The organism is Kineosporia babensis, from assembly GCF_021129305.1.
GTDB classification, from domain to species: Bacteria; Actinomycetota; Actinomycetes; order Actinomycetales; family Kineosporiaceae; genus Kineosporia; species Kineosporia babensis.
The window spans coordinates 83,776-103,881 of record NZ_JAJOMB010000001.1 but is presented as its reverse complement, the minus strand read 5'-3'; the positions used below and the strand labels follow the sequence as shown (position 1 = coordinate 103,881).

Sequence of the window (20,106 nt, the reverse complement as noted above, 5' to 3'; positions counted from 1 at the left end):
TCAGACATCCTCATCGTCTGTGGCCCTGCCGGTCAGCGCATTAAAAGCGTCGCGACTTCCAATTACTGTCGTGAAGCCTGACGCTTCATCGATAGACCGAAAGTTTCTCAATGGCAAATGCTTGAAAAGCTCGACGGTCTTGGATACTTCGGCTGGGGCCGTAATGGTATTGCGTTCGGTCTGCTCCCACCGGGCAACCGCACGCTCTACTAGTTCTTTCTCCATCCCAGGGTCATTTACGCCAGAAATACCCATGCTGTAGCAGAGAGGTAGGCGCTGGAGGATCTCTGCGTCGATTGAAGCCCGGTAAGTGTTCCACCATTTTTGGAAGTCTCTTGCTTGGCGGACCCCTTCGACAGGGGCGTGATGAGCCGCCCGTCTCGCCATGTCATGGAAGAGCGCCAGTGCTATGCCGGGCAACGTGCGATCGGCTACGAAAAAGGCGTACTTATTGACCGGTACTGGCGTGACCATCTGGTCAAGGAAAGAATGAAAGCTCATGAAATTGGAGAAAAGCGATCGTTCGCGTGCAGCGTTCCCATCGTAGACGGTCGCCACGAGCCCGACATGAGTGCGTCCGGAGCGGGCCGTGACCTGAATATAGTCGGCTGCTGTCGTGGGCATACCCGCCATAACCAGGTTGTTCAGCCGGTCAAGGTCCACACCGTGCGACACTACGGATGTACCTACCAGCGCCCTTAGTCGGTCGGGACGTGGGGTGACAAGGCTGTCTTCCTCCACGCGCTCAATTGCGTCGGCCAAGTCCGGGATAGGCACTTGACCGGTAAGCACTTGCGTCGAGAGCTGTCCATGCCCCTCAGATGTAAGCGCACTGGACAGGAAGGAGAGCTCCTCGTCGAGCTTCGCTCCGTGGGTCTTCGAGTTGACGTACCCGAGAGACACTTCGTAGTCGAACAGCAGTTTGTCAACGTCGGCGTCCGTGGGCAGACCCTCCCAGTCGTCAGGTGGGATCTGTAGCTCGGCTAGGCGACCGGGGTCGTCTTCAAGGAGGGTGATAGCGCGGGCAAGTTCGGTCTGAACGGTCGCTGCCACATCTGCTTTGCGGCGATAATTTGGTAGTACTCCGAGGAATACTCGACGGATGTTCCGAGTAGTTTCCACGTAAAAAGTTTCGCCCAGTTTGAAGCCTTGGGAGGGAAAGGCGCGAGGGCGCCGACCGTAAACTTGGCGCAGCTGATCCTCATACTGCACGATGGTTGCGGAGGCGGCAAGAATTTTGGATGGCAGCCCGCTAGGTCCGCCTCGCTGAAGCTCCGCGATTAAGCCTTCGTAGTGACCGGAGAAAGCACCGAGTTCCTCTTTGAGCAAGTGCATTTCATCTTGAATGGTGAGGGCCGGCACTGGATCCTTGATCGGTCGAGCCGCAGGGTGTCCGCCACGAACAGGTGGACAGTTGTCGCGGCCCACGAGACAGGTGCCCTTGCGTGGAAAGACAAAGTAGCCGTGTTTGGAGCAGCGGTAGCGGGGACCGTGAGTGAAGGTAGTGTATTCTCCGAACCAAGTGTAGCCGGTGAGCTTGTCTACGGTGGAGACCACTACGGCTGGCAAGTAGCGGAAGACTTCCTCATCGCTGATATACAGCGGTAGCACCTTGCCGCAGACATCGTTAGTACAGCGGTGGAGCACTCGAATGTTGTCTAGGTCGAGGTCCATCACGACCGACTTTGCCCGACAGTAGGGACACTTTGTTACCAGTCGGTCTTTCTCGTGGATCTCCTGAAACTCTCCCTTTCGAACGTTGCGAACTTCCCGGTCCCAGCCTTTCCACCATGAGCCGTTGTCAAAGCTTAAGGCATTGGGTGTGCCCGGTCCGCCCACGAGATAGCCCAGCGCGAATGGGTCATCGTCTGGTGAACCGATGGACCGCTCGTCGCGAAGGTTCTCTGCTGCGACGAGGACGCGAAGCATTCGTGTGAGTTGCTGAACGGAAAGCATACGTAAGGGAAAGCGCATCCAGGCGCTGACGCCTGCGTGCTTGCCGCGGAGGCGATCGTAGAAAAGTCCGGTAACGATGAGGCCGAGGTATGCTTCGGTCTTTCCACCGCCTGCCGGGAACCACAGAACGTCGGCATAATTGAGTTCGTCTCTCACTTCCGGATCCGTGGACTCACGAGCAGCTAGATCTGGTATATGCGAGACGATGTAGACGAGCTGGAAGAGCCGCCATGTGTCAAATCTCTTACCTTGGTTAGTTATGGCGAAAGATTCGTTGGCAAGTCTGAAGGCCTGCTCGAGGCTGGCATCGTTGGCTAGTACTGTCCTGCCAAGTCGGAAGCGCCGCAACTCGTCTGCAAACTGATCCCGTCCTCGTTTCAGCTCGTTCTCGTGAGGCGTCCCCTTGTCTTCGCGAAGGCGCTTTTCAAATTCTCGGAGGTAGTCCTCCATTGCTGCTTCGATGGCGATGAGTATGGGGAATGGGTCCGTCGCAAGGCTTTCCCAGCGCAGTTCAGGAATGCCACGGTGGATGCGAGGGCGGGTCACCATTTGCTCATAGATGGGTAGCGTTTCGGAGCGGATTCCGCCATCGTCGGTGCCGAGGGCAACGCAGGCAGTGCCACGGCCGGCAACAGTTGCGATGGACTCCATTCGGTATTGATCTGGCGGCAGTTCAAAGCGCTGAGGGACAATAGGAGCGGAAGGGTCGGCGTGGACGACAATCTGGCAGTCGTAAGCCGAAAGATCTTGTGAAATAGGCTTCTGAGGCAAGATCGTAACGTTGGACAAAGTGACTCGTACCAGGTACTCATCGTTGCCAAGGCTCTGGGCAAAGGCTGCTAACTCGAGTTCCAATGGTTCGGGATCGAACTCGGCCACCAGCATGCGATTAATCTGACCGTCCAGCGCGGCCTCAGAATCCAATGCCTCCACCGGCATCGTGTTCGTGCGCACGTCGTCTCTGAGTGGGCGCATCGCCTCTGGTCTCGAATAGTGAGCCCTTATGGCTTCATTGATGACTGCGGACAGTGATGTGGAGAGGATTTGCACTTCGCCTGAGAGAGCGCATTCGAGTTCCAACGCCTCGAGCTTGAGGCTTTCTCGTCGCCATTGGCTCATAAGTCGCGTAGTCGGGGTTTTGGCCGCTTTGCCCTTACCAATCTTGCTGACTTTCGCAGACACTGGTGCGTCGTTGGGAGCGACAGTCTCGCCATCGATTTCCCGAAACGGGCTAGCCGGCCCAGAACCGATCAAGCGGGCTGGGAGCTCAGGGAGAGAGTCATTTTCCCCCGGGGCAGATTCGCTATTACTTTCCGGGTCTTCGGATGCTGGTTTGATGTGGAAGAAGTCTTCGCCGTGGTATTTGCGCTGCCCCTCCAGGGGTGCAATTTCTTCGAGGTAGATAGCCAAATTGACGTCGACGCCAAGGCTAATAGTGCTCTGTCCGGGTTTGGGACGGACCTTGAAGTCAAGGCCCATGGAAGCAGCTTCTCCGACCCTCGGCGGCGGTGAGGTATCGGACTGAGGATTGGATTCTGGCTGCCCAGTGTCTTCACCTACAACGGCGAGAGGCGGCGAAGACTTGACGCGCCGTGGGGACAGGACCCCGATAATTACATTATCTCGTGGCTGCCAGGGGGCTGCGTGGACGCCGCCCTCACGGTCGGCCAGGCGGCTGCCCAGACGTAGACGTAACCACTCGACTACAGAACGCTCGCGCTTGTTGACCTTGCTCTGTTCAAGCACTGCGAAAACCCCTTAGAAGCGAAAGACGGTGAAGAGGTGGCAAGAAGCGCTACTTGGGCTGTAGTACGAGACGTAGTTGCGAGTGTTGTATGAGCTCAGAGGGACCGATCGAACGTACCCGCGCGACCTGGAACTCCTCGAGTACCTCGAGGGGATCGAATCCGCATCGTTCCTGAATGATCTGGCAACTGGGACCGAGACGACCACGTGCGGCCTCATCAATGGCTGATGAAATCACTTGCCCAAGCCCGCGGTGCATGTTGCGCAGCTCTTGCGCGATCGCACCCAGCCGCTGCCAAGTTCCATCCGCAGTCATCTCGTTGCGTCCAACCGCCCAGAAGACACGTCGGATGTCATCGACATCTTCAGGCGCGATGGAAGTTCCTTTAGCCCAGTTGCTGCAAGCAGCCCCGGACGCGACCTGGCTTCCATACCGCTGAATAGCCCTGGACACCTTGCTCCAGCTGCCTTCTTGGTCGTACAGCTCGCGTACGGCCTGGCGGAACCGCTCGAGAAGAAGATTGGCAGCAAGAACATCGATCTCGCTATACGCCGCGAGCTTCAACCGCGCGAATAGGTTGCCCCGGCTTTCACCGCGAGAGAGAAGCACAGCCATGCCAGCAGTAAGGTCTGAAAGCGGGACAACTGCATAGTCGCCGCCGGAAAGAACCTCAACTTTGGCGTCGAGAGGTAAGTAGTATCGTCGAGCATCAGGCTCCAAAATCAGTTTCCTGGCCCGTACCGCAGGGCGAACGTAGTCAGCCTCCTCCGGATCTTCCACAGCATCTCGTACTGTCTCGGTGAAGGCAGCAAGTAGGGCCGCCAGATCGAAGTCGGGAAGCTCGACGAGTTGGCTCGCGGCCTCTCGTTCGCGCCGGCTGTCGATGCTGATCGGGCCGAAGACTCTCCTGGTCGACACCTCAGCAGCACCGCTCGGAAACTCCAGATCTGTCTCCTCTGAGAACTCCTGAAGGTCCATCTTCCAGCTAGCCGACAGCATGGTGAGAGAGCTCATGAACCACGAGACCTCATCGCATTCGAGGGCGACGACATGCTCCGTGGCGCTGGCTGCGAGAAGACTGGCCCTGCGCCAGGGGGGTGGGGGACCGAGATGAAGTTCGAGCGCCGGTGTGGTTGCCCACGGCAATCGCTCTCCCTGAGGGTGGATCGAGACATGGCTGACAGAGCTTTCAGGCAGGCTGTCCAAGACGATGCCTGCCGTGTGGAGGTCGTGTTCCAGCGCCAGGGCTGCTGAGCGGCCGACCGTGCGGATGCGAAGCGGAGCTCCCGGCCTGTTCGCTTCTGCCCAGGCAATTAAGGATTCAAGCAGGGCCAGACGAGGGTTCTTCTCAAAAATGAGACCCGCCATATCGAGGCAGGCGCGCCGCAGGTCGGTCCAGCGAGTCTCACGGAAGGCTGCCCACACGCCATGCTGGTCAGTTCCCATATCCGCTTCAACCCGACGGAACATCGTGGAGATGGAGAAACTCGCGCCCTGAGCGATCGCCACCCGATCTGCAGTCTTGGGACTTCCCCAGAGACTACAAAGAGCGTTGACCAGGCGGACAGCGTTCTGGATGGACCGCGGTCGCGGTGCAGGGATCTTCCGGGCGGCGGCGATCGCGCTCAAGGCGTTTCGGCGGGCGACAGCCAGGGCGGGTGCGCGGTACACAGCTATCCCCGGGGCCAGCCGTCTTGTGACGGTAAGAGCGCTTGCTGACAGAGCCCCACCTGGAGTGCTCTCATCGAGCGAATCACGGACGTCTTGGATAAGCGAAGGAGTCAGAGGGAAGGAACGCCAGGATGGATCGGCCGCGACCACCTCCAAGGGTTCGCTCCCGAGCTCGGTCAGGAGCAAGATGCGCTCGGCGTTCTGCCGTGAGCACCAGTCGAGAGCTCGTTCGATCGACTCAGCGCGTCGCAGGGTGGTGCCATCGACAATCGCGACCTCTGGGTGGACCTGCTCCAACTCCGGATACCCCAGCGAGGTATTTAAGTACAGCAGGCCGTGCCGCCACACCCGGGCAGGGGAAAGAATCCCAGTCAGAGACGTGACCTGACCGTCGCCCCTGACGCGTCCAGCCACGATCCCCTGCGAGAGGTCGTGGGAGCCCATCTTGATGTTGCGGAGCCGCTTGGTGAGATTGAGATTGTGACCCAAAACGACAACCGGTCCGGCCATCGCGTCGGGATTTCGACGCTGCATGAAAGCTTGCCCGCGCCGGTTCAACTGCAGGTAGATGCCGAGCGCGATGCCCAGATCTTGTTTTCCAGCTGGCATGGAGAGCAGCAGATTTTTGCCACAAGACTCGAGGACCTCGATGACCAGGTTAAAGAGGACCTCGTCAAGACTTCCCAGGGGCACGGGACGGCCTTCGTCCCGCAACCGAGCTCGGTTGATGCGGTCTATGAGTTCATAGTCGCCGGGGTCTGCGGGAGCAAGCGCATCCAGGTAGAGGGCCGGCACCAGTCCCCCTCCCTCGACGCCTCACCTGTCCCAGCATGCTCAGCACGGCCATCCAAGATCTGAGATTTCCGGAAACCGCAGTCACCCCAGGGTGCAAGACAACCTCAGAGTTACGGTATACACCTTTTACCGGATCAGCGCGGTCGATGCATGGAAGTTGCACCAGCCGGTACGGAAAGTTAGACGCCTGCACAGCCAGGGGCCCGATATGCGTGGACAAGTCGGTGTCGCCAGGCGGCTAACATCGCCGAATGCCTCGATCGGTCCGGTCGAGGCCCCCATGGGCGAGCAGCGAGAGGTGATCCTTGAGTTCCCGGCACCATGGTGGGGACACGGCTCGCAGCCGTCTGGAGCTAGAGCACCTCCCTGTTCGAGTCTCCCAGGTGGCGGAGGCCGAGTCTTGGCGCAAGGAGCTTTACCGGCCGGCCACCTACGTGCATAAGTGGTGGGCGCGGCGCCTCGGGACTGTGTTTCGCGAGGTCATGCTGGCCGCAGCGGATGAACACGACAACGTCGAGGCCAAGAACGCGCTGTCCAACAAGATCGTCTTTGACCCCTTCGCCGGCTCCGGAACGACTCTGGTCGAAGCGTTGAAGCTTGGCGCAAGAGTTGTCGGGCGGGACATCAATCCAGTTGCCACCCTGACACAACGTCAGGCGATCGCGCAGTGGGACTGGGAGAAGATCGAGCGGTTACATCAGCAAGTGCAGACCCAAGTGGCAGAAGCGATCGACTCCTACTACCGGGCGAAAGATGGGAGACCCGTCCTCTTCTACTTCTGGGTCAGTGTAGCCACATGCCCCGAATGCGAGAGCGACGTCGAGCTGTTCTCCAACTATGTGTTCGCCAGGCACGCCTACCTGCGGATACGTGCCACGGGACAGGCCACATGCCCCCGCTGCCACGCCGTCTGCCCAGTCGACCTGACTGCGGACAAGACAGCAAGATGCGAGGGATGCGAGCGGGACTTCGATCTCGCCGGGCCAGTGAAGAACCGCCACATGACCTGCCCGCAGGGGCACACGGCCGCAGTACTGGACGCCCTGAACGGGGCGACGCCCACGCGCCGGATGTTCGCAAAACTTGTTCTCAATGAGGATAGGACCCGAACCTACCTTCCCATCGACGAATGGGACCTGGCGAGATACGACGCGGCTGCCAAGGACCTCGCTAACAGCATGGACGGGCTTGTCCTGCCCGAAGGGGATCTTGACGACGGAGTCAACACCACGCAGGCCCTCCGATGGGGCTACTCCACCTGGAAGAGCTTCTACAACGAACGGCAACTGTTGTGCTTGGGATATCTCGCTCAATCCCTCAAGGTTCTTCCGGTGAGCCACGAGCGCGAGGCGCTCGTCGCCTCTTTCTCGAAGACTTTAGAGAACAACAACCTCTTCTGCTCATACAAGGGTGAAGGCACGGGCCCCGTCCGATCCGTCTTCCACAACCACGTGCTGCGACCGGAACGAGTCAGCGTTGAGGGCAATCCGTGGGGTGCCGCTGGAGGATCCGGGGGATTCGCGGAGGCCCTCAGTCGTCTTCGGCGAGCCCATGAATACAAGCTCGCGCCCTCTGACCTCACACTCGACCAAGGCAAGGTCTCTCGCACCCGAGGACGATCACAGCCGCTAGAGCGGGAAATCGTCGAGGATTGGGCTTCTTTCAAGGCTTCGGAGACAGCCGCCTATGTAACGACGGGCGACGCCGCCGACACCGATCTTCCAAACCGCAGCATAGATCTCATCATTACTGACCCCCCCTACGTAGACAACGTTCACTACGCGGAGCTTGCAGACTTCTTTCATGTCTGGATGCGCTCAATGGCCCCATTCTCCGGTTACACGGACCGTGATAGTACGCGCAATGATTCCGAAGTCCAAAACGCAAGTTCCGACCAGTTTAAGGAGATGATTTCCGACGTCTTCAAAGAGTGTCATCGGGTTTTGAAACCTCGCGGTCAGCTCGTTTTTTCATTCCACCAGTCCACTGCTACCGGCTGGAGCGCGCTGATGCAGGCACTGCGGGAAGCCAGGTTCGAAGTGACGGCCACAAGACCTGTTGTTGCTGAGGTGACCACCTCGCTGTCGAAGATTGGCGCATTGGAACCCAATCGGATCGATGTGATCGTGATCGCGCGCAAGCGAAAGCAATACTCCCAGCGCGCAGCACAGCACAAGAAGTTGGCTAACCATGCCATGCTTGCGATCCGACAACTCCGAGATGGAGGCATCAAGGTCGGAGCAGGCGATGCCCGCTCCGCGGTGCGCGCAGCCGTCCTGGCTCAGGGCACGCGCTTAAGAACAAGCAATTGGGAGCACCTTGAGCACGCTGCCAATCAGGCCGCGGCCCAGGCTGCGCAGTCCCTCCAGCAATGAAGCGCGCTGCGGTCGAGCCGGCCGTCACCAACCAGCGCAGTCACGCGTGGCAGGCTGTCCCGGCTCAGGCTGAGCGGCGTCACAAGCCCCGCACGGGGGCCGCCAGTGCCGCAGGATGGTAGGGGAAATGGGAAGGGATGCCCCGGCAAGCGACGACACCAACCGACAGGCCCCGGCAGGCGCCCCCGTCCCGCTGATTTCCGCAGTTCCCATTCCAGAGCCTTGTTCATTCCTTGGCGTGGGAAGTCATGATCTGAAGCGGCCTTAGCCGAACGTCCCTGTCCTCTCGGGCGCATGCGGTTCCGCCGCGGCCAGGCGAGTCGGATCGATGCGCTGGTGCAGTTGCTGGAGGGCTTCCTCGGGTACGGTCGACCAAGCCAGTCGGACTCCCACGGCGAAGAAGCTCTCGACCGCGCCCATCAGAAGTCCGAGTTCTGTCAGCTCTTCTGGCTCTCCGGTGTCGGCGTGTTTCAGGCCCTGCAGCTGGCTGCGGACGTTCACGATCACTTCGGCCAGGGTCTCTCGGATGTCGTCTCCGGTCCCTCGTGGTTGTCCGCCGAAGACGAAGCAGAGCGCCTGCGCCCGCTTGGTCGGAACCAGTGCCTTTCCTCGTTCGTACTTCAAATCTTTTGCTGCGGGGTAGTTGTCGTCGATCCAGGCAAGCACCTCTTCATCAGTGAACGCAGTTCTCAGGAGGCGATCGATCAGCTCGATTAAGGAGTTCGCGGCCTGCGAGACCGGGTCCGCGGACATGCTGATGGCATCCCTGGCTCCTTGGATCTTCCGGCTGACACCGCTCCCGAGTTCGGCTGCCAGTTGCCTGGCCCGGTCCGAGATGATCGCCCTCAGCTTGGGAACGACTGCCTCGAGTTCTTCTGTCGTGGGTGCGGGCAGCTTCGTGAACAGCTCGTCGCTGAACTCGTCGTTGATGGCGGCGTCCAGAAGCTGCTCCAGGACAAGGTCAGCCTGGATCACCAGCTTCACCAGAACAAGTTCGGCCGCACCGAGGGCGGATCGCAGATCGCCACGGTTAGTCGCCGGAAGGACTCGGATCATGTCCTCCGCCGCCTGGGCGTACGGCTGAAGCAGTTGCACGCCGACGCGGATCGTCTCTGCCACGGTCGCCATGTCGTCCAGCACGGCCCGGCGAATGCGGTGGTAGGCAGCTGTTCCGACAGCCTTCTCCAGGAACTTCAGGAAGTCCGACCGGGCGAGGTTCGTGAACCAGGCCGCGTCCTTGTCGGCGGCGATGCGCTCCAGTTCGGACCTGATCGCCTCCAAGCTTTCCGGTGTGAACGCTGCCGCCTTCACGTCGAGAACCGTGGTCAACCGCTGGACCCAGTCAAGATCATCGCTTGGATGTAACAACGCGTGACAAATCGCGACGATGCCGTCCCAAAGGAGGACAGCGCCCTCCGAGACGGGGAGTTGCCCCCGCAGGGACATCGGCAGCCGCGCGGCCTCCGCGGCCAGGGCCGAGCCGTAGTCAGAACGCCCGACGACGCCCGGGCCAGCTACTTGATCCACGTCTTAGAACCATAGCCGCGCCCACCGACAGTTCCGACCCGTTTTCGACCGTCTCGCAGTTCAGGGCCACGCAGCAGCACGACCACGAACGGGCGGGAAGCGGCGCCTCCCGTGCCCACCAGGTCCGCTCTGGGGCGGGCGTGGTGGTAGGGAAATGGGACGGGATGCCATGGCAGACGACGGCACCAACCGGCAGGCCCTGGTAGTCGCCTCCGCCCCGACCTGCACGTACTAGCATTAGGCGACAGGCGATGGTACTGAAAAGCATTGAAAAAGGCGACTTTTAATCCGCGGGTTCGGGGTTCGATCCCCCGGGGGCCCACCAACCGGCAGGTCAGAGCGTTAATGCTCTGGCCTGACGAGGACAACAGACGTTTTGCGGACGATTTACTCGTCACCGGCGTTATCTTTCGGCTGGGATCCTGCCCCTGGGCGGGAGGACAGCCCCTGGACCGCGACGACTGGCGCACCAACTCTCCTCCCGGACCTGGTCGTTGTGCGCAGTGGTCACCCGGCACGGACTAGGCCCCGGGCCACGCTGAGGCTGTCCTCGTAGACGTGGTAGCGGGTGATCAGGTTGTTCTCGACGGTCAGATGCAGCGCGCACCGGGCCTGATAGGAACGGCCGGTGGCCTTGACGGTCTGTCGCAGGACCAGCATCACCACGGCATTCGCGCCCGCCACGAAGATTTCCGGAGCATCGGGCGCCGACGGAATGTGGTACTCGGCCAGCGTCCGGAAGTGATCGGCCACGTCGGCTCGGGTGTGACGTTCGCGGATCCAGGGGACGTTGGGGTGGCCTTCCGCGGGCCAGTTCAGTTTCCAGTCGACCGGCTCGGCGAACAATTCCGCGACCAGCTCCCCGTCACCCGCAGCCACCCGCTGAAGGAAAGCGGCCAGTAATGTGTAGGTCTCGGTGGCGGGATCGGTGAACTGATGGTCGCGCAGGATCTGGCCATTCTCGTCGAACTCCACGAAAACCTTTCCGCACCAGACCGGAAGGCCGCCCGCGGACGGGATCATCTGGGTACTGAAGGTAAGCGCGTCATGGTGGGCAACGACGTCCTTACCCGGAACGAAAACGAAAGCGCCGAACTGGGCGTAGGCATCCGAGACCCGGGCCACCAGTTCTTCGTGTCCGTTGTATGTCCCGGAGCTGATCAGTTCGGTCGCAGCCGGTGCCCACAGCGACTGCACCAGGTTCCGGCGCCGGTCGGCGTCGGGGATGCTCCAGACCTCGGCATACTGGCGAACGAAGCGGTCGATGTCCTGAGGAAGCGTCATGCCGGAAAACGCTATGCGCACTTCACTGACATCTTCTGTCAGTGAGAGGCAGACTGACTGCATGCGTGCGAGCCGTCTGGTGTCACTGCTGCTGATGCTGCAGACCCGCGACCGGATGACGGCCGAAGAGCTGGCCGAGGCCCTCGAAGTTTCGGTGCGGACCATCTATCGGGACGTCGAATCGCTCAGCGCCGCAGGCGTTCCGATTTACGGTGAGGCGGGCCATGAAGGTGGCTATCGGCTGGTCGGCGGCTATCGCACCCGTCTGACCGGGCTCAGCGAGGATGAGGCGGAGGCGCTGTTCCTGACCGGTCTCCCCGCGGCGGCTGCGCAGTTGGGGCTGGCCGGGGCGACCAGTAGTGCGCGGCTGAAGCTGAGTGCTGCCCTGCCCGAAACCCTGCGGGCCCGGGCGGATCGGATTGCCGGCCGGTTCTACTTCGACGTGCCGCCCTGGTACGACGATACCGAGCGCGAGCCCTGCCTGGCCGCGCTGGCCGATGCCACCTGGAACCAGCGGGTGGTGCGGCTGCGCTATCTGCGCTGGGCCAAGCCGCACGAGGTCACCCGGACCGTCGAACCGTACGGTCTGGTGCTCAAGGCCGGGAACTGGTATCTGGTGGGGCGTCACCGTTCCCAGTTCAAGAGTTACCGGGTCTCAAGGGTGATCCAGGCCGAAGTCGGGCAAAAGACTTTTGAAAGAGAAGAATTCGATCTGGCCGAGTACTGGCAGGCCTCGCTCGAGAACTTCGACCGGCGCCGGCTCACCACCCGGGCCGTGCTGAGGCTTACGCCGGAAGGCGTGCTCAGGCTGCCGCAGGTGCTGGAACCAGTCGCGGTCGAGGCGGCCCGGGCGAGTGCGGTCGGCCCGGACCCGGAGGGCTGGACCGAGGTGAGCATCCCGGTAGAGTCGCCCGAAGCGTCCGTGCTCGAACTGATCCGGCTGGGCGCCGACGCCGAGGTGAAGGAGCCCGAAGAGCTGCGGCAGGCCATGATTCGGGAGCTGCAGAGAATGACCGAGCGCTATCAGGAGCGAAAATGACGCAAAGCCTGGAGCTTTTGCTCGACCCCGAACTCGACGCCCTGGTCCGCGATCAGTGGGACGAGCTGAGGGCGGCCGGACTTCCGAGTCAGGGCAACCATTCCGGACCTAGCAACGCCCCGCACATTACCTTGGCGGTTGCGCAGAAGGTTCCGGACGAAATTGAGGACGCTCTGCGCGCCTTGGCACTGCAGGTGCCGGTGAGTATTCGGCTGGGTGGGCTGCTGTGGTTCGGTCAGCGGGACGGGCGGCAGATTCTGGTGCGCTCGGTGGTGGTGAATCCGGAACTGCTGGCCCTGCAGGCCGAAGCGGCCAGACTTTACGCCGGTCTGCCGGGAACCGACGATCTGCTGACGCCCGGAAGATGGTCGCCCCATGTCACGCTCGGCCGGAGATTCCGGCCGGATCAGGTGGGGGCGGCATTCCAGACCCTCGGATACTTCAGCGAGTCCGAAGGCCAGGCGGTGGCTTTGCGCCGGTGGGACTCCGACGCAAAGCACGCCTGGACGCTGCTACCCCCGGGCGATCCGGCGTAGCGCCTTGATCCCGGGCAGCAGGAAGTACTCGCCGCCGCGACAGGTGACTACCTGCTTGCGCTGCTCGACGAAGGCCGGGCAGCGGCCCTGGGCCACGAACTTGGACCCGGCCGGCGCCGCGCCGGAGATCACGTCGCGGTCGGAGCCGAGGCGGAAGGCGTTGCCGTCGCTCATCCAGTGCGCCTGCACGAACTCGAACTGGCGGTGGATGTCCCCGACCAGAGCCACGAACAGCAGACCACGCTCGCCGTCCGGCACCTCGTCGTTCACGTCGGGGGTCGGCGCCCCGGCCCAGATTCCCGCAGAAACCGGTAGCCCGTAGGGAATTCCCCGGCGCAGCATGCGGTGCCGCTGAGCCAGCTCGCTCTCCAGGTGGGGCTTCTGGTTCTGGTGCTTGTCCGGGTCGTGGTCCTTGGGCCGGGAGTCACGCGGATTGGCCCGGCGCACGTGCGCCCCGACCGGGCAGCCGTAACCCTCGGAGTCGCTCTCCTGGAACGAGAACGGCTGCTTGGCCAGAGCCGGACGCGGGCCCTCGGTGGACAACGTGACCGGCGTACCGTCCCGCCAGCGCCCCATCAGCTTGGCTGCGGCCAGCTCGGTCGGGTCGGTACCGGCGGCCAGGATGGCCGGGCTGCGGTCGATCATGTTCTCGGCCAGTTCGCGGATGAGCTCGTCGAAGCCGGCCACGTCCTGCTCGAGCTTGCGCCAGACCAGGAAGCTGCCGTTGAGCCCGATCGCTGCGGGCAGACCGGCCCCGGCGGTGTCGCCGTCGATGTCCTCGTAGCCCAGAAGTGCCTCGCCGGGCGGTAGTTCGGCGCTGTGCCGGCCGGTGGTGACACCGTGCACCCGAGGCTGGGTGAGCCCGTCGACGAAGCCGAAGTGCTCGCGGAACCCGGCCGCGCGGACGCCGTCCGGGCTGGGCTCGTCGGAGATCCGGCCGGCCTCGATCGAGTCCAGCACGATCAGGCCCGAGCCCTCGCCCGGAACCACCTGCGGCCGGTGCTGCAGCTCGGCGTCGAGGGTGGCGTGGTCGGGGGCCGAGAGCATGAGCAGCAGGTCCGGGGAACCGGCGTCGCTGAACGGGGTCTGCCAGGTGGTGGTGCCGGTGCCGGGGATCAGGCCGGACTCACGGGCGGCCATCCCGGCGGTGAACTCGTCGGGGAAGCCCTCCAGCTCGGCCGGCGGCAGGCCGAGCGCGGACAGGCCGGTGTAGCTGACGGCCACGTGCGCGGCGAAGGTGGGGGAGCTGGGCCGGTCCTTGGTCGGGGTACCGGCGTCGGCGCCCTCGACGTCGCGGCCCAGCTGGTCGACCAGGTTCTCGGCCCAGCCCGCGGTGGGGACGTGCTCGATCAGCGCGGCCAGCCAGTCCCGGGCGGCGGCCGGGTCGGTGACCTCGAGCAGCAGGTGCCGGGCCGCGTGGTGGCGCGGGTACCCGGAGCTGACCAGGTTCTGCACGTCGGTCAGGTCCGGATCGGTCAGCGGGGTGCCGCCGCCCAGCCGCTTCACGCGGGGCACGTCCGGCTCTTCCGGGGTGCTCACCGGAGCGTGAGTTTCCGGCTCTTGCTGCACTGGCACTGCACCCGCGGGAGCGTGCACCCGGTCCGGGGCCCGGACCGCCGGGGCCGGTGCGGTGGACCAGCTCAGGTCGTTCGGGGTGAGGTCGCTGAGGTCGTCCAGGAAGCCCGAGGCCGGCCGCTTCTCCCACTCCTTGCGCAGCCGGGCGGCCAGCGCGGCCTGGTCCATGCCCTCGGTCTCCAGGGCCAGGTCGGTGATCTGCCGGCGCAGGGCCAGCGCCCCGCGCACCTCCTCGACCGTGGGTTCGCTGTCGCTGGCGCTGAACACGTAGCCCGAGCGCAGCTGGTACTCGGTCAGGAAGCCGGCGAACGCGGCCGGGTCCTGGTGGCCGGGGTAGCCCTCGCACTGCCCCCAGATCAGATCGGCCCGGGCACCCAGGCCGGTGCGCAGCTGCTCGGCGTAGTGCGCCTGGTCGGACTCGGCGCTGTTGCCGCGGCCGTCGTAGCTGGCGGTGAACAGCAGGAAGGAGACCTCCGGCCGGTCCGGCTCCTGGTCCCGGTTACCGTGCATGACCAGGTGCAGCAGCTTGGAACGCAGGGTCATCCGGGACGGGTCGGGGCTGGTCTGGGGGCGGAACTGTTCGGAGGCCATCACCGTGAGGCGGGCGAAGTGGGTGCCGGGAACCCGCAGGAACGGGCTGTCGCCGGCGTCGATCTCGGCCAGCGTGGCGCGCAGGCCCTCCACCGCGCCGTCGGGCACCCGGGCCATCACGGTGAGCACCCGGAGCCGGGTACCGGTGGGTGGATTGACGTACTCGTGCACCAGGCCGGCCGGCAGCCGATCGATCAGCGGGGCCGGCAGGACCCGGCGCAGCAGAGCCGGTCTGAGGTTGGTAGGCATCGCGGGCTGCTCCTTCTACAGGTCGCGCTGGGTGTCGGCGAGCAGCGCGTTCCAGGCCCGCACCAGATGGACGTCGTCGAGCTCTTCCGGGCGGGCCAGCTCGGCCGCGAAGCGCTCGCGCACCCGCAGCGCGGAGGCGAGCTCGGTGGCGGTGGCCCCGGGGTAGGCGGAGAAGTAATGCGACAGTTCCCAGTCGTTACCCCGGATGTAATCGGTGAACGGCCGGGGCGGCATGGCGCCCGGGAAACCGAACGACGATCCCCACAGCAGTGCCATCTTGTGCGGCACCGTGCGGGAGAACACATCGATGTAGTCGAGCCAGGAACCATTGAAATTGCTGACGAACAAGAGATAGCTGTAGCGCTGCCGCCGGGTCTGCCCGGGAAAGGTGTCGACCATGGCCCAGTAGGCGACATGGATGAAAGACAAGCGTCGAAGAGTCTTGTCCGGGCCGAACCAGGACTTCACCCGCAGGACGCTGCGCACCAACGGCGACCAGCGCCGGGGCAGCGGGGTGAACGTGGTCAGGCCGGTGACCTTGCCGGAACGGTTCGCCGAGACGATGTCGAGCTGCGTGTCCGGCTGGTTTTCCAGCGGGTTCCGGGGCTGTGCCCCGGGTCCGGTACCGCCGGTCAGGCGTTCCAGTCGCCCGACCGGTGCCACTGGGCCGCTGTGGTGTTGCGTCCGCATGGCTCGCCCCCTCCGTGGGAAGAAAATGAATTCCGGAATGCTGTCGTCCTGAGCGGTGGGCTAGCCGTAGAGTGTCCGGGTCATTACCGAACGCAATACCGATGACCGGCGCCGAAAGGGCTGACCCCCCGACGCTAGGCGGTAGCCCAACGCTCCGCTTCAGGGTTGGACCCTGGGTATTCGCATCTGCGCGATGAGGCACACCCAGGGTTCAGATCGTGCTAAACCATCTTGAACCCTCACATAGACTCGACGAATGGTATTCGGACGGATCGCCGAACGAGTGGTGATCGACGAACTGCTCTCTGGCGTGCGCGAAGGCCGCGGGGGCAGCCTCGTGATCCACGGGGAAGCCGGCATCGGCAAGAGCACCCTCCTGGCCTACGCAACTGCGCAGGCCGGCTCGGCGGCCGACGGTGCCGGGCCGCTGCGTGTCCTCTCGGTGCGCGGTTTCGAATCCGAGTCTGAAATTCCCTTCGCCGGTCTGGCCGACCTGATCGGCCCGGTGCTGTCGCTGCTGCCGCAACTGCCCCCGCCGCAGGCCGCCGCTTTGCAGAGCGCCCTGTCGCTGGGCCCGCCGGTGGCCGGCGACCGGTTCTCGGTGTGCGCCGCCACGGTCGGGGTGCTGGCTGCTGCGGCCGCCGACACCCCGGTACTGGTGGTGATCGACGACCTGCAGTGGCTGGACGTCTCCTCCCGCGAGGCCGTGCTGTTCGCCGCCCGGCGCCTGGCCAACGACGGGATCGGCCTGCTGATCGCGATCCGCACCGAGCCGGACCGGGCGGCCGGGCTGGACCGGCAGTACGCCGGGCTGAAGCAGCTGGAGATCCAGGGCCTGGGGCCGGACGACTCGCGCGAGTTGTGCCGCTCGCTCACCCCCGCGGTCTCGGCCGAGCAGTTCGAGCAGATCTACTCGGACACCGCCGGCAACCCGCTGGGCATCCAGGAACTGTGCAGCGCCCTGGGCCGGCGCGCCGCCGGCGCCCCGCTGGTGCCCAGCCAGGCCTCCCGGCTCACCCAGGCGCTGGCCGGGCGGCTGGTGGAGATGCCCGAGCGCACCCGCCGGGCGATGCTTCTGGTCGCCGCGGCCGGGGGCGGGCAGACCGACGTGGTGCGCCGCGCGGCCGGGGTGATCGGCCTGGAACTGGCCGATTTCGCGCCCGCCGAGGACGCCGGGCTGCTGCTGGCCGATGACGAGCAGGTGGACTTCCGGCACCCGCTGATGCGCTCGGTGCTCAACTCCGCCTCCACCCTGCACGAGCGCACGGCGGCGCACTCCGCCCTGGCCGAGGCGCTGGCCCAGGTGCCCGGCGAGGCCGCCGCCGATGCCCGGGCCTGGCACCTGGCCCAGGCCGTGCTGCCGCCCGACGACCGGGTCAGCGAACTTCTGGCCGAGGCCGGCACCCGGGCCCGCTTCCGCGGCGGGAACCTGGAGGCAGCAAGGGCTTTCGAGCAGGCTGCACGGTTCGGCTCGGCGCAGGCCCGGCCGGCTCTGCTGCTGCGTGCGGCCCGCTGCTGGCAGGTGGCCGGGCGCACCGGGAAGATGATCCCGCTGCTGGACGAGGCGCTGGAGCTGTCCGACGATCCCAAGCTGCGCGGCCTGATCCGGCACATGCGCGGGTACGTGCGGATGTGGCGGGAACTGCCCAAGGATGCGCTGGCCGAGATGATCGACGGCGCCGACGAGGTCGAGCAGGTGGACGCGGCGCGGGCCTCGCTGATGTACGCCGACGCCGCGATCGCCCACTTCATGCGCGGCGAGCCGGTCGAGCTGCTGGCCGCCACCCGGCGCGCCTTCGAGCTCAGCGAGGGCACCGAGGGGGTGGCCCGGCCGGTGGCCCAGGTGGCCTACAGCGGTGGCCTGGTGATCAACGGGCACCGGGCCCAGGGGCAGCAGCTGCTCACCGAGGTGGTGCCGGTGCTGCTGGAGTTCCCGCCGATGCCGCGGGCCCAGGAGTTCGCGCACGCCGCCTTCATCGCGATGTGGCTGGAGGACTACCCGGTCGCCGAGAAGCTGCTGGACGCGGTGATCAGCGAGGCCCGGGCCAACGGGGCGCTGGGCATCCTGCCGCAGTGCCTCACCGTCGGCGCCGAGCTGGCCTTCCGGACCGGGCGCTGGCGGCAGGCCCAGGCCTACGCCGACGAGAGCGTGGAGCTGGCCAAGGAGACCCGCCAGCCCAACGTGTACGGCCTGTACTTCAGGGCCCGTAACCACGCCGTGCGCGGCCGGGCCGCCGAGGCGCTGCGCCTGATCGAGGTGATCGACGAGGTCACCACCCGGTTCGAGGCGCCCGGGCTGAAGCTGCAGACCACCCACACCCAGGGGCTGCTGGCGCTCGGCGAAGGAGACCTGGACGAGGCGATCGCCCGGCTGGAGCAGACCGGCCAGCTGCCGGTGGCGATCCACACCCGCGACCAGAGCATCGTGCCGTGGGCGTTCGACCTGGTCGAGGCCTACGCCCGGGCCGGGCGGGGGGAGGACGCGCAGCGGCTGCTGGAGGAGATCGCGGTGGACGAGGCACCCGAGGGGGTGCGCTCGGACCTGCTGATCGCTCGTACTTGGCGCTGCCGGGGTCTGCTGGCCACCGGAAAGAGCGCGATCGCGGCGGCGTTCGGTCAGGCGCTGGACGCCCACGACCGGCTGCCGATGCCGTTCGAGCGGGCGCGCACCCTGCTGTATTTCGGGGAACGGTTGCGCCGGGGCCGCCAGCGCGCCGAGTCACGTACCCATCTGCGGCGGGCGCTGGAGATCTTCGAGCAACTGGATGCGCCGAGCTGGGCCCAGCGGGCCCGTAACGAGCTCAAGGCCACCGGCGAGACGCTGGACCGGGGTACCGGCCCGGCCGCCGATCTGACTCCGCAGGAGCTTCAGGTGGCGCTGGTGGTGGCGCGCGGTGCGAGCAACTCCGAGGCGGCCGCGCAGCTGTTCCTGAGCCAGAAGACGATCGAGTACCACCTCAGCAACGTCTATCGCAAGACCGGTCTGCGCTCGCGCAACGATCTGTCGGTACTGGCCGAGGCGCCCAGCTAGAGGGGCCCTGAAACCCAACCAAAGGACGGTGGTGAGCCGAGCGCTGTCGGCGCCCACAATCCCCCAGCCCTGGAGGGCCGGGAGGTGCCCCCAGTCTTTCATTGGGTTTGAAGACAAACACAAAAGCGAGGGGCGGCAACGAGGCCCCTGATCCTCGTCGCCGCCCCTCTTTCCCCCAGCTGGTGCAGGCCGGACCCTCCAGACCGACCGCACCTAGGCGCTGCCCACCCCAGCAGCTGCTCTGTGAATTCTGCGAAGTACCTCAGCGCCACGCGTAGGCGTCCAGGCCGGACTCCTCGATCCGCTTGCGCAGCCGGGTCAGGTAACGACCGCGGGTCGGGCCGATGCTGCCGACCGCCATCCCGGTCTGCTTCGAGATCTCGGCGTAGGCGGGCCGGTCCGAGCCGGTGACCGCGCGCAGCAGGTGGGCGCCGCGAGTGGGCAGTTCGTCGACGAAGCCCCACAGCACCTGGTCCATGGCGTCGTCGGTGACCTGCTTCTCCGGTGTGGGGTTGGACTCGTCCGGCACCGCCGCGAAGAACTCGTCGGGGGTACCGACCTCGCGGCCGCGGCGGCGGATCAGCCGCAGGCACTCTCGCTTGGCGGTGGTGGTCAGCCAGGCCCCCACCCGCTCCGGGTCGTTCAGCCGGTGCAGGTTCTCGACCAGGCGCAGCCAGGTCATCTGCACCGCGTCGCCGGCGTCGGCCTCACTGAGCCGGAAGCCCCGGACGGCGGCCCACACCTGACGCTGGTGGCGTTCCACCAGCAGTTCGTAGGCGCGGCGGTCACCGCGGCGGGCAGCCAGAACCAGGTCAGCGACGCTGATGTCCGCGTCGGCCGGCCGATTGCGCGGCGTCCGGTCGGTCTCTTCGATCACGTCGAGAACGGTCATGGCTACTTGCCTCCGGTAGTTCGTGGAAGAACACCTCAAAAGTTAGAGACGCCGGGAGCGGGGCGGATCAGGGTCGGACCCCAGGGTTGACGCGGCGATCCCCGGGCCCACCCCAGGGTGGCGATCAAGGAACTCGGGGTACCCCCTG

11 protein-coding genes are annotated in these 20,106 nt (G+C 64.8%); 4 read left to right on the top strand and 7 right to left on the bottom strand.

From position 1 onward, the window contains the following. On the bottom strand, positions 1 to 3,702 hold the full coding sequence (locus LR394_RS42580) for a DEAD/DEAH box helicase family protein (RefSeq protein ID WP_231438274.1): 3,702 nt from the start codon (positions 3,700 to 3,702) through the stop codon (positions 1 to 3). 49 nt (positions 3,703 to 3,751) lie between these two features. Continuing rightward, positions 3,752 to 6,169 (bottom strand): DISARM anti-phage system protein DrmE domain-containing protein, encoded by a 2,418-nt coding sequence (locus LR394_RS00425; protein ID WP_231438273.1) that lies wholly within the window; start codon positions 6,167 to 6,169, stop codon positions 3,752 to 3,754. Positions 6,170 to 6,552: 383 nt separating this feature from the next. Here LR394_RS00425 and LR394_RS00420 point away from each other — a divergent pair, with 383 nt between their 5' ends. Further along, positions 6,553 to 8,544: a DNA methyltransferase gene (locus LR394_RS00420; RefSeq protein WP_231438272.1), complete on the top strand. Its 1,992-nt coding sequence runs from the start codon at positions 6,553 to 6,555 to the stop codon at positions 8,542 to 8,544. Positions 8,545 to 8,808: 264 nt separating this feature from the next. Here LR394_RS00420 and LR394_RS00415 read toward each other — a convergent pair whose 3' ends face one another. Beyond that, positions 8,809 to 10,071 carry a hypothetical protein gene (locus LR394_RS00415; RefSeq protein ID WP_231438271.1) on the bottom strand — a complete coding sequence of 421 codons (1,263 nt, stop codon included), beginning with the start codon at positions 10,069 to 10,071 and terminating at the stop codon, positions 8,809 to 8,811. A 507-nt stretch (positions 10,072 to 10,578) separates the two neighbouring features. Beyond that, positions 10,579 to 11,355 carry a nuclear transport factor 2 family protein gene (locus tag LR394_RS00410; RefSeq protein WP_231438270.1) on the bottom strand — a complete coding sequence of 259 codons (777 nt, stop codon included), beginning with the start codon at positions 11,353 to 11,355 and terminating at the stop codon, positions 10,579 to 10,581. Between the two features lie 61 nt (positions 11,356 to 11,416). On the opposite strand from LR394_RS00410, the gene LR394_RS00405 reads away from it, so the two are divergent. Both LR394_RS00405 and LR394_RS00400 read left to right on the top strand, forming a co-directional pair. After that, on the top strand, positions 11,417 to 12,394 hold the full coding sequence (locus tag LR394_RS00405) for a helix-turn-helix transcriptional regulator (protein WP_231438269.1): 978 nt from the start codon (positions 11,417 to 11,419) through the stop codon (positions 12,392 to 12,394). Continuing rightward, a complete protein-coding gene (locus LR394_RS00400) occupies positions 12,391 to 12,930 on the top strand; it encodes a 2'-5' RNA ligase family protein (RefSeq protein WP_231438268.1) in 540 nt (179 codons plus the stop codon). The genes LR394_RS00405 and LR394_RS00400 overlap by 4 nt, the downstream gene beginning before the upstream one ends. Here the strand turns inward: LR394_RS00400 and LR394_RS00395 are convergent. Both LR394_RS00395 and LR394_RS00390 read right to left on the bottom strand, forming a co-directional pair. Next, entirely contained in the window at positions 12,907 to 15,345 is a 2,439-nt protein-coding gene (locus tag LR394_RS00395) for a Dyp-type peroxidase (RefSeq protein ID WP_231438267.1), read from the bottom strand. The two genes, LR394_RS00400 and LR394_RS00395, sit on opposite strands and share 24 nt — an antisense overlap. A gap of 15 nt (positions 15,346 to 15,360) precedes the next feature. Beyond that, positions 15,361 to 16,035 carry a hypothetical protein gene (locus LR394_RS00390; RefSeq protein WP_231438266.1) on the bottom strand — a complete coding sequence of 225 codons (675 nt, stop codon included), beginning with the start codon at positions 16,033 to 16,035 and terminating at the stop codon, positions 15,361 to 15,363. A 256-nt stretch (positions 16,036 to 16,291) separates the two neighbouring features. On the opposite strand from LR394_RS00390, the gene LR394_RS00385 reads away from it, so the two are divergent. Continuing rightward, entirely contained in the window at positions 16,292 to 19,066 is a 2,775-nt protein-coding gene (locus LR394_RS00385; RefSeq protein ID WP_231438265.1) for an ATP-binding protein, read from the top strand. Positions 19,067 to 19,328: 262 nt separating this feature from the next. Here the strand turns inward: LR394_RS00385 and LR394_RS00380 are convergent, their stop codons facing one another. Continuing rightward, the gene (locus tag LR394_RS00380; RefSeq protein ID WP_231438264.1) at positions 19,329 to 19,958 is read right to left on the bottom strand and encodes an RNA polymerase sigma factor; all 630 of its coding nucleotides are present in this window, start codon (positions 19,956 to 19,958) and stop codon (positions 19,329 to 19,331) included. Positions 19,959 to 20,106 lie beyond the last annotated feature (148 nt).